The organism is Serratia liquefaciens ATCC 27592 (genome assembly GCF_000422085.1).
In the GTDB taxonomy this organism is placed as follows: Bacteria; Pseudomonadota; Gammaproteobacteria; order Enterobacterales; family Enterobacteriaceae; genus Serratia; species Serratia liquefaciens.
Window position 1 is genome coordinate 3,416,813 of the sequence record NC_021741.1, and the last position, 17,465, is coordinate 3,434,277.

13 protein-coding genes are annotated in these 17,465 nt (G+C 56.4%); 7 read left to right on the forward strand and 6 right to left on the reverse strand.

The features are described 5' to 3' along the window. Positions 1–40: 40 nt before the first annotated feature. Together M495_RS16115 and M495_RS16120 are read right to left on the reverse strand one after the other, a co-directional pair. On the reverse strand, positions 41–1,408 hold the full coding sequence (locus M495_RS16115; protein ID WP_020827745.1) for an APC family permease: 1,368 nt from the start codon (positions 1,406–1,408) through the stop codon (positions 41–43). Between the two features lie 533 nt (positions 1,409–1,941). Beyond that, positions 1,942–3,360 (reverse strand): glutamine synthetase family protein, encoded by a 1,419-nt coding sequence (locus M495_RS16120; RefSeq protein WP_020827746.1) that lies wholly within the window; start codon positions 3,358–3,360, stop codon positions 1,942–1,944. Between the two features lie 394 nt (positions 3,361–3,754). Here M495_RS16120 and puuR point away from each other — a divergent pair, with 394 nt between their 5' ends. The 6 genes from puuR (at position 3,755) to M495_RS16150 (ending at position 11,485) form a co-directional block, all read left to right on the forward strand. Continuing rightward, on the forward strand, positions 3,755–4,312 hold the full coding sequence (gene puuR, locus M495_RS16125) for an HTH-type transcriptional regulator PuuR (protein ID WP_020827747.1): 558 nt from the start codon (positions 3,755–3,757) through the stop codon (positions 4,310–4,312). 20 nt (positions 4,313–4,332) lie between these two features. Next, positions 4,333–5,613 (forward strand): NAD(P)/FAD-dependent oxidoreductase, encoded by a 1,281-nt coding sequence (locus M495_RS16130; protein WP_020827748.1) that lies wholly within the window; start codon positions 4,333–4,335, stop codon positions 5,611–5,613. A gap of 121 nt (positions 5,614–5,734) precedes the next feature. Next, entirely contained in the window at positions 5,735–7,246 is a 1,512-nt protein-coding gene (locus M495_RS16135) for a sugar ABC transporter ATP-binding protein (protein ID WP_041414757.1), read from the forward strand. Continuing rightward, the gene (locus tag M495_RS16140; RefSeq protein WP_020827750.1) at positions 7,243–8,238 is read left to right on the forward strand and encodes an ABC transporter permease; all 996 of its coding nucleotides are present in this window, start codon (positions 7,243–7,245) and stop codon (positions 8,236–8,238) included. The genes M495_RS16135 and M495_RS16140 overlap by 4 nt, the downstream gene beginning before the upstream one ends. A gap of 246 nt (positions 8,239–8,484) precedes the next feature. Then, positions 8,485–10,479 carry a ligand-gated channel protein gene (locus M495_RS16145; protein WP_020827751.1) on the forward strand — a complete coding sequence of 665 codons (1,995 nt, stop codon included), beginning with the start codon at positions 8,485–8,487 and terminating at the stop codon, positions 10,477–10,479. Between the two features lie 58 nt (positions 10,480–10,537). After that, the gene (locus M495_RS16150; RefSeq protein WP_051150515.1) at positions 10,538–11,485 is read left to right on the forward strand and encodes a siderophore ABC transporter substrate-binding protein; all 948 of its coding nucleotides are present in this window, start codon (positions 10,538–10,540) and stop codon (positions 11,483–11,485) included. Positions 11,486–11,535: 50 nt separating this feature from the next. Here the strand turns inward: M495_RS16150 and M495_RS16155 are convergent, their stop codons facing one another. Together M495_RS16155 and M495_RS16160 are read right to left on the reverse strand one after the other, a co-directional pair. Further along, positions 11,536–12,324 carry an ABC transporter ATP-binding protein gene (locus tag M495_RS16155; RefSeq protein ID WP_020827753.1) on the reverse strand — a complete coding sequence of 263 codons (789 nt, stop codon included), beginning with the start codon at positions 12,322–12,324 and terminating at the stop codon, positions 11,536–11,538. After that, positions 12,321–13,403: a FecCD family ABC transporter permease gene (locus tag M495_RS16160; RefSeq protein WP_020827754.1), complete on the reverse strand. Its 1,083-nt coding sequence runs from the start codon at positions 13,401–13,403 to the stop codon at positions 12,321–12,323. Before M495_RS16160 ends, M495_RS16155 begins: the two co-directional genes overlap by 4 nt. 352 nt (positions 13,404–13,755) lie before the next feature. On the opposite strand from M495_RS16160, the gene M495_RS16165 reads away from it, so the two are divergent. After that, positions 13,756–14,868, forward strand: coding sequence for a GGDEF domain-containing protein (locus tag M495_RS16165; protein WP_020827755.1), 1,113 nt, complete (start codon positions 13,756–13,758; stop codon positions 14,866–14,868). Between the two features lie 40 nt (positions 14,869–14,908). Here the strand turns inward: M495_RS16165 and M495_RS16170 are convergent, their stop codons facing one another. Then, positions 14,909–16,387: an amino acid permease gene (locus M495_RS16170; protein WP_041414759.1), complete on the reverse strand. Its 1,479-nt coding sequence runs from the start codon at positions 16,385–16,387 to the stop codon at positions 14,909–14,911. A 200-nt stretch (positions 16,388–16,587) separates the two neighbouring features. Continuing rightward, entirely contained in the window at positions 16,588–17,460 is an 873-nt protein-coding gene (yieE, locus tag M495_RS16175; protein ID WP_041415520.1) for a DNA-binding transcriptional regulator YeiE, read from the reverse strand. Between the last annotated feature and the right edge of the window lie 5 nt (positions 17,461–17,465).

The following is a 17,465-nucleotide window of genomic DNA, read 5'->3' on the forward strand; positions in this document are numbered from 1 at the left end:
GGGCGCCAAGGCGCCCTTTTTAATGCTTAGCGATAAAGGCTTAAGCCACGTCTTCGCTAGCCTGCGGTACCGGCAGACGGAAGCTGCGCGTCACGAAGGCCAGATAAATCAGACCAATCGCCGCCCATACCAGACCCAACGTCATTGAGCTGGCTTCCAGATTGATCCACAGTGCGCCAACAGTTAGCGCCCCCAATACCGGCAGGATCAGGTAGTTGAAGGTATCTTTAACGGTACGGTTCAACTTGTCACGGATATAGAACTGCGAGATAACCGACAGGTTCACGAAGGTGAACGCCACCAGCGCACCGAAGTTAATCAACGCCGTCGCAGTCACCAGGTCAAACGACACCGCAGACAGCGCAATCACGCCGACCAACAGCACGTTCAGCGCTGGAGTACGCCATTTCGGATGCACATAACCGAAGAAGCGCTCCGGGAATACGCCGTCACGGCCCATCACGTACATCAGGCGTGAAACACCGGCGTGCGACGCCATGCCTGAAGCCAGTACGGTTACGCAGGAGAACACCAGGATCACCGACTGGAAGAACTTACCGGCCACGTACAGCATGATTTCCGGCTGGGACGCATCAGGATCTTTGAAGCGCGAGATATCCGGGAAGTACAGCTGCACGAAGTAAGACACCACGATAAAGATGATGCCGCCGATCAATGCCGTCAGGAAGATAGCTTTCGGGATCACATTCTCTGCATCTTTGGTTTCCTCAGACAGCGAACTGATGCCGTCAAAACCGAGGAACGAGAAGCACAAAATGGTCGCGCCGGTAATCATCGGCACCACGTGTGCATTCTCAGACCAGAACGGGCGGCTGCTGATCAGCGTGCCTGCACCTTCGCCATGCGAAATGCCATTCACCACCAGGAACAGGAACACGATCATGATCGCCACCTGCACCACCACGATAATGGAGTTCAGGTTTGCTACCAGCTTAATGCCGCGCAGGTTGAAAATCGTCATCAGCCCAACCAGCGCTGCCACGAAGATCCACGAAGGCACGCCCGGGAAGATGGCTTCCAGGTAAATTTTTGCCAACAGAATGTTGATCATCGGCATGAACAGGTAGTCCAGCAGTGATGACCAGCCCACCATAAAGCCGACGTGCGGGCTGATGGCCTTCTGGGCATAGGTATAAGCAGAACCGGCGGACGGGAATTTCCGTACCAGTTTGCCGTAGCTCAATGCGGTAAACAGAACCGCCAGCAGAGCAAAGGCGTACGCCGTCGCGACGTGACCATCGGTCAGGCCGGAAACGATGCCAAAGGTATCGAAGATGGTCATTGGCTGCAGGTAAGCCAGGCCCATCATCACTACCGGAACTAAAGTCAGGGTTTTACGCAGCTGTGCGCGTTGAGCCGGTGCGGCGCTGATGATGTTATCGGACATTGCGCAGCCCCCCCTTACCTTCTGCCTTGCGGAATATAGACACGCCAAGACTTAAGGTTGCGGGGAAACTTCGCAACTTGCGACTGAATTCAAAAAGAAGGGGATTGGAAGCTGGATAACGAGTCAAGGCTGCCTTGGCTGCTCCATAATCGCTGCGACCGCAGCGGAAACCGGCGGGCACCGGTGCTAAAGTGAAAAATTGCCCCATCTTTCTTATCCTCATGAGTCACGACCATAAAGTTTTGTTTGATCGCGCACGAAACTATTTATCTATCCGGATCGGTGTCCGGCCTCGCTTGGTGTATGAAACGCACAGTTTGTAGAACATAAATGCAAAAAAAATAACCGACGCGTTAAAACGTCGGCTATCTGCATTAGGGATATTTTGCACCAAAAACCCTCCTGATGACAAGATCAGGAAGGCTTCTTAAACAAATTCTTTTCGCGATCGTTCGGAAAACAACCCTTACAGGTGAATTAATCCGCTATCGTTCTATCGCACATCAAGTTAATGCCACACATTTTACGCCCCTTCAGGCATTTTTCAACATCCAATCAATCTCGGTTTCAGTCACCAGACGCTCAAATTGCATCAGTTCATCCATCTTGCAGGCATGGTAAACGTGGGCAAAACGTTCGCCCAGATACTGCGTCAAGGCTTGCTGATGCTCAAACTCGTACAGCGCGTCGCTTTGGCGAATGGGGAACGGCACCCCTTCTTGTTCAAGACCATTACCGGTTACCGGCTCAGGCAATGGCAATTCATTGTCCAGCCCGTAAAGTATGCCTGACAGGATCGCCGCCACCACCAGATAAGGGTTGGCATCTGCCCCCGCTACGCGGTATTCCACGCGATGATTCTCCGGCTCGCCGCAGGGAATGCGCAGCGCCACGGTACGATTGTTGTGCCCCCAGGACGCCTGAGTGGGTACATACATGCCCGGCTGGAAGCGGCGAAAGGCATTCACATTGGGAGCCAGCAGCGCCATCGAGGCCGGCATCAGGGTGATCATCCCCGCCAGGGCACGGTGCAACAGCGCCGAGTCTTCGCCATCGGGTTGCACGAACAGATTATTGCCGTTGCCGTCCAGCATGCTGATATGCACATGCATGCCGCTACCGGCGTATTCCTCATAGGGCTTGGCCATAAAGGTGGCGTGCAGGTGATGATTTTCCGCCACCAGCCGTACCAGGCGTTTCAACGACAGCGCGTGATCGCAGGCCAGCAGCACGTTATCGGTATGCTGCAGATTTACCTCGAACTGGCCGGGTGACGCTTCCGCCACCGCACCGTCCGCCGGTAAACCCTGCATCTGCGCCAGAGTGTCGATGTCGTTGAGTACTTCGGCAAAATGATTCAGATTGTCCAGCGAATAAACCTGGCTCTGCATATTGCGCTCCTGGGTGCCGGGCGCACAGGGCGGTTGCAAATACCCCTCAGAGTCTCGCTGTCGATCAATGAGATAGAACTCCAACTCTACCGCTACCACCGGGAACATGCCGCGCTGGCGCAATGCCTGCCAAACTCGATTCAGGACATTACGGGGTTCAACGTCAAAGGGAGTACCATCTTCATCCAGCATGGTCAGCAACACCTGACCGATATTGTCCGGATCCGCCGCTGACGGCGTCAGCGTTCCTGCCACCGGCATACACACGCGGTCCGGTTCGCCCAGTTCCTGACCCAGGCCCGCCTCTTCCACCACGTTGCCCAAAATATCCATAGCGAATACCGAGGCGGGGAAGTAGCAGCCTTTTTCCAATTTTTTCAGTCCGGAGACGGGAATACGTTTACCGCGGAAGGAACCATTCAGGTCAGTGAGAAGGATGTCGATATACTGCGTTGAGGGATGGCGTTCCAAATAGTGAGCAACTTCACGTTGGAACGCGCTACTTCGCCTCTCTTCATTATGCTGTGCAAAATTTTCAACTGCTGCGATATTGGTTTGCATACATCACCCGCCATTATGCTTTGAGAACGCTGCTGCGTCCGCCTGCCGATAGGTTCAACACATGGTCTGATTTCTCTGTAGACTGCGCCACAGCGGGCGCTCAAAATAACATCCATAATATGAAACATAGCCTTAACACAAATAGTTTGCAAATGTTACAATCCTGTTTGATTATTCGCCACCGGCTGCTAAATTGATAAAATATTGACCGAAAAGGCGTTAACACTCTTTTTACGTGCAGAATTTCGTCCGCCAGAACGGGGGTGGTCATGGGCAATATATTTTCCAATTCCGACACAACTACCGATATCATGCTGTGCCGATATCACTCAGGCAGGCACCTGATACCCATATTCATTTCTGCCTGTCGTCCCTACCAGAAGGAAGTACCGCTATGAGCGAAGTCAGCTTGGCGCCGGGTAAGCGCCTGTCACAGATCCGTCTGCAATTGGGTTTGTCGCAGCGCCGGGTCGCCGAACTGTCCGGGTTAACCCACAGCGCAATCAGCACCATCGAACAGGACAAAGTCAGTCCGGCTATCAGTACGCTGCAAAAGCTGCTGAAAGTTTATGGGCTGTCGCTGTCTGCCTTCTTTGCCGAACCTGAAGCCGCCAATGAGCCCAAAGTGGTCATAGAAGCCGAGGATCTGATTGAGATAGGCAGCCAGGGGGTATCGATGAAGCTGGTGCATAACGGCAGCCCAACGCGCAATCTGGCGATGATGCTGGAAACCTATCAGCCCGGCACCACCACCGGCGAAAAAATAAAGCACCAGGGCGAGGAGATCGGCACCCTGCTGGAAGGTGAGATCATGCTGACGATCAACGGTCAGACCCATTGCCTGACCGCCGGCCAAAGCTATGCCATCAACACCGGCATTCCACACAGCTTCAGCAATACCTCGGCGCGCGTCTGCCGCATCGTCAGCGCACATACCCCGACTACCTTCTGACCTTGTTCGGCGGAGGCCCCATGACGGAACACGTTGCCAGTTATTATGCCGCCACCGCCAACACGTTCGCGCCCTACCCGGCGCTGAACGAGGATATCCGCTGCGACGTCTGCATTATTGGCGGCGGCTTCACTGGCCTGTCGTCGGCGTTGCATCTGGTCGAGGCCGGTTATGACGTGGTGGTATTGGAGGCCGCGCGCATCGGCTGGGGTGCCAGCGGCCGCAACGGCGGGCAGGTAGTCAACTCTTACAGCCGCGATATCGACGTCATTGAAGCGCGTTATGGCGCTGACACCGCCGCCATGCTCGGCAGCATGATGTTCGAAGGCGCAGAGATTATCCGCAAGCGCATCGATCAATACGCCATCGCCTGTGACTACCGGCCCGGCGGTATCTTCGCCGCTTTGAACTCTAAACAAAGCCACGCGCTGCAGCAGCAACAGGCCCGTTGGCGGCGCTATGGCAATGACCAATTGGAATGGCTGGATCGGCAGGCTATCCGCCGCGAGATCGCCAGCGATCGTTACGTCGGCGGTTTGCTGGACCGCAACGGCGGCCATTTGCACCCGCTCAATCTGGCGCTGGGCGAAGCCGACGCGGTGCGCCGTCACGGTGGGCGGTTGTTCGAACAGTCAGCCGCCACGCGCATTGATTACGCGGAACCGGCAAAGGTACACACCGCCCAAGGCTCGGTCAGCGCCAACTTTGTGATCGTTGCCGGCAACGCCTACCTTGGCGATCGGCTTGAGCCGCGGCTCAGCCGGTTGAGCATGCCCTGCGGCTCACAAATCATCGCCACCGAACCGTTATCCAAAGATATGGCGCTGTCGCTGCTGCCCAATAATTTCTGCGTCGAAGACTGCAATTACCTGCTGGACTACTTTCGTCTGACCGCCGACAACCGGCTGCTGTATGGCGGCGGCGTGGTATACGGCGCTCGCGATCCCGCCGATATCGATCCGCTGATCCTGCCCAAAATGCTGAAAACCTTCCCGCAGCTGAAACAGGTGCGCATTGATTACCGCTGGAGCGGCAACTTTCTGCTGACGCTCTCGCGCATGCCGCAATTCGGTCGCCTGGAAAACAATGTCTATTATATGCAGGGCGATAGCGGCCACGGCGTCACCTGCACTCATTTGGCCGGCAAGCTGATCGCCGAAGTGCTGCGCGGTGATGCCGAACGTTTTGACGCCTTCGCTCGCTTGCCACACCTGCCCTTCTTTGGGGGCCGCCAGCTGCGTGTGCCTTTCACCGCCCTGGGAGCGGCCTATTATGCGTTGCGCGACCGCCTGGGGTTCTAGCGTCATCCGCCAGGAATTTTTTCATCTCAGTTATGCCTTTTAGTTTGTTGCGAAATACGCAATCTGTGTTACAAAAGACTTACTTTAGCCATCTAAACACCTAAACGTCTTTAATTACACTATGCCAACCCCTACGCCCTCACGCCTCGAGATGCGCAATATCTCGATCGCCTTTGCCGGCTTCAATGCCCTGCAAAACGTCGATTTCACCCTGCAAGGAGGCTCAACACACGCATTGGTCGGGGCCAACGGGGCAGGAAAATCCACCTTGATGGCGATCCTTTCCGGCGCGCACGACCATTATCGCGGCGAGATTTTTATCGACGGGCAGCAAGTGGATATTCATTCCCCGCTGCAGGCCCGGCAATACGGCATCCACGTGGTGCAGCAGGAAGTGGATGTGGCGTTGATCCCCACGCTATCCGTGGCGGAAAACATCATGCTCGATTGGCTGAACGAACCGGGCCATCTGCTTAACTGGGCGCAACTGTACCGCCAGGCGGCGCAGCTACTGACTCAGCTGGATTTGACTATTAACCTGCGCCAGCGTTTGTCGGAGTGCACCCTGGCGGAAAAACAGCAGGTGCTGCTGGCACGCGCGCTCTCCCACCGCTGTCGTTTTCTGGTGCTCGATGAACCCACTGCCCCGCTCGATCGCGCCGAAAGCGAACGCCTGTTTCGCGTGGTGCGCCGCCTGCAGTCCGAAGGTATCGGCGTGGTGTTTATTTCCCACCGTATCCACGAATTGAGTGAAATTTGCGACCGCCTGACGGTGCTGCGCGATGGCCGTCACGTCAGTGAGGATGCCATGCAGGGCCTGACCGGCGAGCAGATCGTCGAGAAAATGCTCGGTCACCGGTTAGACGATATTTTCCCGCCCCCACGCCCACCGCACGGTTCTCGCCCGCTGCTACGGGTGGAAGGCCTGCACGATCGCCATAAGCTGCGCGACGTCAGCCTGCAACTGCATCAGGGGGAAATTCTTGGCATCGCCGGGCTGGCCGGTGCGGGAAAAACCGAACTGTGCAAGGCGTTATTTGGCGCCTCACCGGCGCGAATTGAACGGGGTGAACTGCGGGGAAAACCCTGGGCCCCCCGCGCTCCACATCTTAGCGTCGAGCAAGGGCTGGCGCTGGTGCCGGAAGAGCGGCGTAAAGAAGGCATTTTTATCGACGAAGCTATTCCGATGAACCTGAGCGTCAGCGCCGACGACAGCTTTTCCCGCTGGAGCCTGTTCAGCCGCCGCCAGGAACTGCGTTGGGCGCGCGACATCATGCTGCGCCTGAATATTCGCGCCTCCGGCCCGCAGCAGAAGCTGGCGCGGCTTTCCGGTGGCAATCAGCAAAAGGTGGCGATTGGCAAATGGTTGCGCGGCGACGCTAGCGTACTGATTTTCGACGAACCAACCAAAGGTGTGGACATCAAGGCCAAACAAGAGCTGTTCACCCTGATCGACGGCCTGGCACGCAACGGCAAAGGCATTATTTATGCTTCCGGCGAGTTCTCGGAGCTGGTCGGCCTGTGCGATCGCATCTGCGTGCTGTGGGATGGCCGGGTCGTCGCGGAACTGAATGCCGCCGACATTGATGAAGAAACCCTATTACTGTATTCCACCGGAGGAACCCCAGCGTGAGTAAAGAATTGTCCCTGCAAACTGCGCAACCCTGGCGCCATCAGCTGTTTGAGTTTCTCTACAAATGGGGGATGTTACTCACCGTTGTCGCGCTGATTGCCCTGTTCGGGATAGCGTCGGACAACTTCCTCGATCCGAACAACATCATCAATATTCTGCGTTCGATTGCCATCGTCACTGTCATCGCCATCGGAGTATCGATATCGCTGTCGGTCGGCGGTTTCGATCTTTCCGTTGGCTCCACCGCTTCACTGGCCAACGCCCTGGTGGTTTCGCTGTTCGTCTGGTACGGCTTCGGCACCACCGGTGCGATTGTGCTGACGTTGCTGATTTGTACCCTGGTCGGCCTGTTCAATGCATTCCTGATCGTGGTGTTGAAAATCCCCGATATGCTGGCGACGCTGGCCAGCCTGTTTGTGATCCAGGGCGTGGCGATGACCTACAGCTACGGCGGATCAATCACCCAGAATATGCTGCTGCCGAACGGCGATATGGCCGAAGGCCTGATACCGGAGGTCTTTTCCTCACTGGGCCAGGTGCCGGTGATCGTGTTGATCATGCTGGCAGTCACGGTAGTGGTGCAGCTTTTCCTGTCGCTGACCAAACATGGCCGCCGCATGTATGCCATTGGCGGTAATCCGGAAGCCGCGCGCCTGTCGGGTATTCGCACAGTACGTTACAGGGTTGCCGCCTATGTTATCTCTGCCCTTCTGGCCTCGCTTGGCGGCATATTACTGGCGTCACGTATCGGCTCTTCGCAGGTGAACGCCGGTGGCGGTTATCTGATGGATGCGGTCGCTGCCGCTTACATTGGTTTCTCGCTGGCCGGGTCCGGCAAGCCCAACGCGCTCGGCACACTGGTGGGCGCGGTGATCCTCGGCGTGTTGCAAAACGGCCTGGTGATGCTCTCCGTTCCCTACTATGCCATGGACATTATCAAAGGTTTGGTGTTGGCCCTGGCGCTGGCAATCACCTACATCCAGAAACGCTAACCCCTCTCTCTCGGCGCAGGTTCTGCTGCGCCCTTTTTCCCTTGTATTCATGCGGTTAATGATTCCCCTCGCCTAAACACATACAAATGATACGAATTATCATTTGCGTTTACATTTTGTCGAAAATCCTTACAATAGCCTGACGAAACGGCGAACCCCGCAATGACGGGGCAAGTTTCTAATTATTATTCAACACGTTAAAACGACACTTTGTCGATTTACATCAGACCAGGAAAGGTTTGCCTCATGGAAAAGCCACGTTATAACAAATTAACCGCATTGATCATTGCTACATTGACCAGCGCCGGCGCCGTCGCTGCGCAACCAGACGCTCAGGACACCATGGTGGTAACCGCTTCCGGTTTCCAGCAGAAAATCCAGGACTCCCCGGCGTCCATTTCGGTCATCCCACGTCAGCAAATTGAAGACAAAGCCTACCGCGATATTACCGATGCGTTGAAGGACGTGCCGGGCGTCGTTGTTACCGGCGGTGGCAGCAGCAGCGATATCAGCATCCGCGGCATGTCCTCCAAATACACCTTGATCCTGGTCGACGGCAAACGCGTAGACACCCGCGGCACCCGCCCGAACAGCGACAACGCAGGCATTGAACAAGGCTGGCTGCCGCCGCTGGAAGCGATTGAACGCATAGAAGTGGTACGCGGCCCGATGTCTTCGCTGTACGGCTCCGACGCCATGGGCGGCGTAATCAACGTCATCACCCGAAAAACCTCCACTACTCAGGCATGGAAAGGTTCACTGCACGGTGACGCCACCTTCCAGGAAAACAGCAATTCCGGCGATATTTTCCAGACCAACGCCTACGCTTCCGGCCCGCTGATTGAAGGCCTGCTGGGCCTGCGGGTCAACGGCCTGCTGTCGCGCCGCGCCGAGGACCAAATCCTCAACGGCTTCAATGAACAGCGCATGCGCAGCGGCACCGCGGTATTTAGCCTGACGCCAAACGAACAGAACGACTTCGATTTCGAAATCGGCCGCTCTTTGCAGGATCGAAACAGTACGCCGGGCAAATCCATGGCGACCGAAAACTGCCGCAACAAAAAGTGTACGCCGAACAGTGCCAGCGACAGCCTGTACACCCGTACCAACTACGCGGTAACCCACAACGGTTATTACGACTTCGGCAACACCACCAGTTATATTCAGCGCGAAGAGACCAACAACCCCGGCCGCGATATGAAGATGTACAACACCATCTTCAATACGCAAACCCAGTTTGATCTCGGCAGCCATATGCTGAACCTGGGCGGCCAGTACCGTTACGAAAAATTGAGTGATGGCGGTAATCAGTTAGCCGCAGCCGATAAGCTGAACCAGCTGACGCGCTGGAGCTGGGCGCTGTTTGCCGAAGACGAATGGGCGATGACCAACGACTTCAGCCTGACCAGCGGTATCCGTATGGATCAGGACCAGAACTACGGCAACCACTGGACGCCGCGCATGTATGGCGTTTGGCACCTGACCGAGCAATTTACGTTGAAAGGCGGCGTCTCCGCGGGCTATCGCTCGCCGGATCTGCGCCAATCCTCCGCTGGCTGGGGGCAAATCACCGGCGGTGGCCGTACTTCAATCATTATCGGTAACCCGGATCTGAAGCCAGAGAAGAGCCTGAGCGAAGAGATCGGCGTGATGTGGGATAACCTGCAAGGTCTGAACGCCAGCGTTACCCTGTTTAACACCGACTTCAAAGACAAAATCACCGAAGTGCGTCGCTGTGACAGCGGCGACGGTGACGCGCAGTGCATGATCGGCAATACGCCGTATTACTTTATCAGCGACCGCACCAACGTCGATAAAGCCAATATGCGCGGCGTAGAAGCCACTTTCGGTTGGGAAATCACCAAAGATTGGCAGTTGACCACCAACTATACCTACACCACCTCCGAACAGAAGAGCGGGGATTTCCAGGGCAAACCGCTGAACCAAATGCCGAAGCATATGGTTAACAGCGTCCTGGACTGGCAGGCCACGCATGACGTCAGCCTGTGGTCGCGCGTTAACTTCCGCAGCAAGACTTCGGACTACATGAGCCGCTCTTCGATGGCCAAGAGCACGCCGTCTTATACCTTTGTTGACGCCGGCCTGAGCTACCAGGCGAATAAAAATCTGATGGTGACCGGCGGGGTTTACAACATCCTCGACAAGACCGTCGATTACGATAACTACAATACCGTGCTGGATGGCCGCCGTTACACCGTCGGCATGACCTACAACTTCTGATGCCACTTTGGGCGCGCGCTGCGCGCCCTTTTTATTTCTCTCACCCAAGGAAGCCACAATGATATTACGCCGCTCCCCTATGGTTCTCGCCCTGCTGGCCTGTATCGCGCTAGCCGGCTGTAACGGCAAGGTTCGCACACCGGCCGCGGATGCCCCTGCGACCGTCAGTTTTCAACATCTGAACGGCACCACCGAAGTGAAAAAGCACCCACAGCGCGTAGTGGTGCTGGACTATGCTTCACTGGAGACATTGCAGTTGCTGGGCGTAGAGCCGCTGGCACTGCCGGGCAACCGCACCATGCTGCCGGACAGCCTGAAACAGTACCAGAATGCCAAATACCTCAATGCCGGGACCCTGTTTGAGCCGGATATGGCCACGCTACGCGCTGCCAAACCGGATCTGATCCTGATCGCCGGTCGTTCCTCCAAGGCCTATGCCGAACTCAGCGGCATTGCGCCGACGTTAAATATGGCAATCGATCCGCAGGATCAACTGGGCAGCCTGAAACAACGCACCCTGCAACTGGGTGAGCTATTCGATAAACAGCCACAGGCTCAGGCTGCAGTAGACAAACTGGACGCCGAGATTGCGGCGATCAAACCGCAGGTGGCCAAAGCCGGGCGTGGCCTGGTGGTGCTGTTCTCCGGCGGGAAAATCAGCGCCTACGCGCCCAAGAGCCGCTTCAGCTTTACCTATGACGCCCTCGGGTTCCAGTCTGCGCTGCAGAGCGACAACGCCGATGTCCGCGGCAATAAACTCACCCCGGAACAAGTGGCTCAGTTGAACCCGGACTGGCTGTTCATTATCGATCGCGATGCAGCCACCGGTCGTCCGAAGGCGGTAGCTCCGCAGAAGATCCTCACCACCACGGCGTTGAAAAATACCGTAGCAGTCAAGAAAGGTCAGGTGGTTTATCTGCCGGCGGCTGAGGTCTATCTTTCCGGCGGCATCATCACCAGCCAGCATATCGTCGAACGCGTCGCCGAGGCACTGAACAAGAAGTAATAAAAAACCCGGCGCTGTGAAGTGCCGGGTTTTTTGCTATCCACCAGGGATCAAATCGACGGTTGGTTCACCAATCCGTCAATCAGCACCTGCGGCGTTCCCTGCGAGCAACGCTCAATGCGCCCACGAACGCCATACACCCGTGCCAGACTCTGCGGCGTGATCACCTCTTCCGGCGCACCGTCGGCAATCAATTCGCCATCCTGCAGCATCAGCACATGATCGCCATGACGCAGCGCTATATTGATGTCATGCACCACCACCACCGTGATGATATTGCGTTTGCGCGTCTCTTTGCGTACCAAATCCATCACGTGGAACTGATAGTTAAGATCGAGCGCGCTCAGCGGTTCATCCAGCAACAGCAACGAAGGCTGACGGATCAGCGACTGCGCCAACCCCACCAACTGTTTCTGTCCGCCGGAAAGCTGATCGAGATAGCTCAGCGCCAGGTGGGCAATGCCAAGCTGCTCCAGCAGCGCCATTACCTCGGCCTCGCTGCCGGCATTGCTGCGGCCGCCCGAAGCGCGTTGCGCCACAATGATCGATTCCAGCACGTGCAGATGCACACCGGCTGGCAAAGACTGTGGCAAATACACCACCTTCTCCGCACGGCGGGCGAATGGCATCTGCATCAAATCGATGTCGTCCAGCCACAGTTTCCCCTGTGCAGGGTTTAAACCCGCCAGCGAGCGCAGCAGCGTTGACTTACCGCTGCCGTTCGGCCCCAGCAGCACGGTGATTTGCCCGCGCGGCAGCATCGGGACCGCCAGGTTGCTGATAACCTGACGCTTGGGGTAGCCAGCGGAGAAGCCTTCAATACGCAATCCCTGATTCATACATTCCCCCGATGACGCAGAATAATGCTCAGGAAGAATGGCACGCCCACCAGCGAGGTAACGATGCCCACCGGAATGATAATGCCCGGGATCAGGTTTTTCGACGCCACGGAGGCCATCGACAGTACCAGCGCGCCAATCAACGCACTGGCCGGCAGATAGAAACGATGATCTTCACCGAAGATCATTCGGGCGATGTGCGGCGCCACCAGCCCAATAAAACCGATAGGCCCAACAAAGGCCACCGCCAGCGCGGAAAGAATGCTGATGCGCAACAGGGTCGTCAGACGCAGACGGCGCACGTCGATACCGAAACTCACCGCACGATCTTCACCCAAACGCAGCGCGGTCAACTTCCACGAGCTCATCATCGACAATGGCAGCAGCACGACGAATACGCCGAGCAAAATGCCTAGTTTGTCCCACGAAGCCCGCGCCAGGCTGCCCATAGTCCAGAACACCAGCCCCTGCAGCGTGTCTTCGCTGGCAATAAACTGCATCATGGAAACCAGGGCGTTAAAGGTGAACACCAGCGCGATGCCAAACAGCACCACGCCAGAGGTGGCCACCCGTGTCCAACGCGTAATGCCGTCCAACATCAATGCGGCGAACAGGGCGAAAATAAACGCGTTAGCGGAAATAAACCATTGATCGGGGATGCCCGGAACGCCAATCCCCAACACGATAGCCAGCGCCGCACCGAAAGCCGCGGCAGAAGAGACGCCGAGGGTAAAGGGACTGGCCAGTGGGTTATTGAGGATGGTCTGCATTTCTGCACCGGCCAGGCCAAGCGCAAAGCCCACCACCACCGCCATCAAGGCGTAAGGCAGGCGGATATCCCAGACGATAACCCGCGTGCCGGCGTCGGCCGCCGCAGGATCAATCAGGGTTTGCCACAGTGAAGACAAAGAGAGCCCGGATGGGCCCATGGTAAAATCCAGCAGCAGCGAACCCATAATCGCCAGTGCCAACACCCCCATCATCAATAAACGGTGGCGGAGAATATGGTGATAACGCCCCATGGCGTTGACGTCGGGTTTACCCTTGGCGTCAGGCATAGGATCGGTGGATACGCTCATTATTTCGGATACCTGTTACGACAATGACCACAGCGGCGCGGAAACGGCCGCCTGAACGGAATAAGCAGCCGCTAACAATAAAGCAAACGATAATACTTATCAATCATATCAATAGCTATTACCTGCCATATAAAGATGTAACACTTTATTTTATAACGTTATTAGCCAAACCCTTGCCATACCCTCGCCTCAGCACCCAGGGTTAACAATTCCGAAAATATCGCCCCACTCTGCACAGCTGTGACAAATTGCAATAAAACCACATAGAATCCAAATCCTGACTGGTCACTGGCGCCCGCGCCGGGCCGGATATTCAGGGCCGGTTTTCGGGACCCTTATCAAAGAGGCTGCAATGAGAAGTCGAACACCTGCGTTAACGCCTAAAAAACCCGCCCTGCTGCACTGGCTGGTGCAAAGCCCACGGCTGGCTGATGACGCCAAATTACAACGCCAGATGCGGCTTACCTTGGTGCCTTCTCCCGCCACGCCATGGTTGAATGCCGCCGGGGTGGCGCTGCTGCTGCTGGGCTATATCTGGCTGAGCCACAAGGCGATCGGCGTGGGTCTGTTGCTGCTGCTGTTGTTGCTGACCGGCGGACGTTGGTGGCTGGCGCGAGCCAATCCGCTCCGTTGGCCCAACGCGATGCTGGTGACGGTACTGCTGTGGTGCGCACTGGTGGGCGCTGTCGCCCTGATGGCCATGCTTTCTGGCCGCATGGTGCTCATCTTGTTTGCCGGCTTGCTGATTACCGGACTGGCCTTCTGGCTGATGCAACGCCACGCCGCAGCACCGCGTTTTGCCCTGCTGGAAATCATGGTGCTGACGCTCCCCTATTTGCTGGCCTCGCCGCTGTCACGCGTGCAAAACCTGTTTTTACTGGCGGATATCATCCCGCTGTGGCTAGTGTTGGCCCATGGGTTGACCACGTCTTATCATCGCCAGCTCGCTGAGCGCGTCACCCTGAGCGCGGAAAAACAGCAAGCCGCCCATCAGGATCATTTGACCGGTTTCCTCAACCGTGCAGGCGGTGAAGCCGTGATGCAGGATATTTGTCGTCCTTCGGCAACGGTGCATCCGCTTTCCCATCTGTTTATTTTCGACTTTACCCCGCTGGCGGCGTTGTATCAGAGCCATGGCGTGCAGATCGGCGATGACGTGCTGCGCACCATCGGCGAACGCCTGAAAATGTTGGTGCGCCCCAGTGATTTTGTCTGCCGCTATACCGGCGGTCAGTTTCTGATCCTGGTTCACGACCTGCCTTACGGTTCCGAAGGTGAATTTTTGGCACGCTTCATTCCGGCACTGGAAGCCCCCTACGCTTTTGGCGCATTCGGTGAGGTATCGCTGCAGCTCAATACCGGCGTATTGGCGTTAACCCAGGATTATCAATCGGTTGACAGTTTGATGACCGCGGCGCAGCGGGCGCTGACGGTAAAAGGGAAGGAACAGGAAGTCAGGGGATAAGGATAACGCGGCGGGCTCCCGCCGCGTTTCATACAAGACGTTAATTCACGTCCATTTTCGGGAATTCCATTTCGCTGTACTTCACGACACGGGTGCCGCGCGTCAGCTTGTAACCGAACCAAATGATCAGGAACAGCGGAATGCCGATGTAGGTCGCGGTCACGCCGTACCAGTCGATTCGATCTTGCAGGAATGCCTGATAGTTCTGACCCAACGTGATGATCAGGCACAGGACAAAGGCAAAGATCGGGCCCAGCGGGAAGAAGCCGGAACGGTAAGGTAAGTCGTTCAGGTCATGCCCCTGGATCATATAGCCACGACGGAAGCGGTAATGGCTGATGGCAATCCCCAACCAAGCAATAAAGCCGGTCATACCCGAGGTGTTCAGCAGCCACAGGTAAACCGACTGGTTGCCGAACATCGAGCTCAGGAAGCACAGGCCCGCAACCACGGTCGTCGCATACAATGCATTACGTGGCACCCCGCCCTTCGACAGTTTGGCGAAGATACGCGGCGCTTTGCCTTCCGACGCCAGAGTAAACAGCATACGGGTTGAGGCGTACATCCCGGAGTTACCGGCAGACAATACCGCCGTCAGGATCACCGCGTTCATCACCGCCGCCGCCGACAGCAAACCGGCATGCTGGAACACCAGGGTGAACGGGCTGACGCTGATATCTTTCACATCATTGCGCAGCAGGCTCGGATCGGTATAAGGAATAATCAGGCTGATAATCAGGATCGCGAAGATATAGAACAGCAGGATACGCCAGAACACCTGACGCACCGCGCGCGGGATATTCTTGCCCGGATTTTCAGATTCGCCGGCCGCGATGCCGATAAGCTCGGTACCCTGGAATGAGAAGCCGACAATCATCGCCACGCCTATCATCGCCGAGAACCCTCCGGCAAACGGCGCGTCGCCGATGGTCCAGTTCTGCCACCCCGCGTGCTCGCCCCCTTTGAGGATGCCGAAAATCATCAGCACGCCAATGGCGATAAAGATGATGACAGTGGTCACTTTGATCAGTGAGAACCAGTATTCTGCTTCGCCGAAACCCTTAACCGAAATGTAGTTCAACAGGAACATCAGGCACAGGAACAGCGCGCTCCAGATCCAACCCGGAGTATCCGGGAACCAATAGGTCATGACCAACTGCGACGCTACCAGGTCAACGGCGATGGTCACCGCCCAGTTGTACCAGTAGTTCCAACCCAGCGCGAAGCCGAAGCCTTCTTCCACATATTTGGCGCCGTAGGTGGAGAAAGAACCGGACACCGGCATAAAGGCCGCCAGTTCACCCAGGCTGGTCATCAAGAAGTACACCATCAGCCCGATCAACGCATAAGACAGCAATGCCCCGCCTGGGCCTGCCTGCGAAACGGTCGCCCCAGAGGCGACAAACAGACCGGTGCCGATAGAACCACCAATAGCAATCATGGTTAAGTGCCGCGCTTTCAGCTCGCGCCGCAATCCGGGTGCTGGTTGCCCCGATGTTTTTATATCCTGCTGAGCCATTCTTACCCTATCTGCTGGTCAAAAAAAATAAGGGCGGATTGTAACAAATACCCGCCGGCGAACTAGTAACATTGCACTGATATAAGATAGCTTCATAATTCAGGGCTAATTATTAGCAACGGCCCTCTAGGCCTTACTTACTGTCATTAATGTGACAGGGTGCAGATTTTTATGCTTCGTTTCTGCTTGCGGAGGCATTTTCAGGACGCAAGCGTGCAGTAGCTGAGAAAACGCTGCAGGGCATTGGAGATGTGCTTTTGCCGGTGATGGATCAGATAAAGCGTTCGCATCAAGGGCGGCAACGGCAGTTGCAGTTCCACCAGCGCGCCGCTGGCCAACTGTTCCCCTATCACCCGCCGCGACAGGCAACTGATACCAATGCCGTGGCGAACCGCATGTTTGATCGCTTCCGAGTTCCCCAGCTCCATCACCAGCTGAAAGTGCGGCAGATGCGCCAGTAACAGATGATCCAACACTTCACGCGTGCCCGAGCCCCGTTCGCGCAGGATCCACGGCGCATTCGCCAACATCGCCAAGGTTAAAGGCTGGCCCGCCAGCGGATTGTCAGGTGCAGCGAACACCACCAGCTCATCCTCCAGCCACGGCTGGGTGACCAGCTCCGGCATATGGCAAGGGCCTTCGATCAGGCCTAAATCGACCCGAAAATCTGCGACCGCGACAATCACGTCCTGACTGTTTCCCACATTGAGCTCCAGCGGCGTGGCGGGAAAATCTTGCCGATAACGGGCAATCATCTCCGGCAACATATAGTTACCGATGGTGCTGCTGGCCGCGATGCGCAGCGCGCCGCCGTCATGGCGGAACAGTTGCTCAATCTCTCCGGCCTGCTCCAGCAACGCCAACGCCTTCGGGTACAGCAGCCGCCCATGCTCATTGATGACCAGACGTTTACCGACACGATCGAACAACTGCACGCCCAACTGCCCTTCGAGGTCGGCCAGCGCCGCACTGACTGCCGATTGCGATAACGCCAGAACGACCGAGGCCTGCGTGGTCGAACCGCTTTTCAGCACTTCGGTAAAAACTTCCAATTGACGTAAGGTGATATGCATAAACT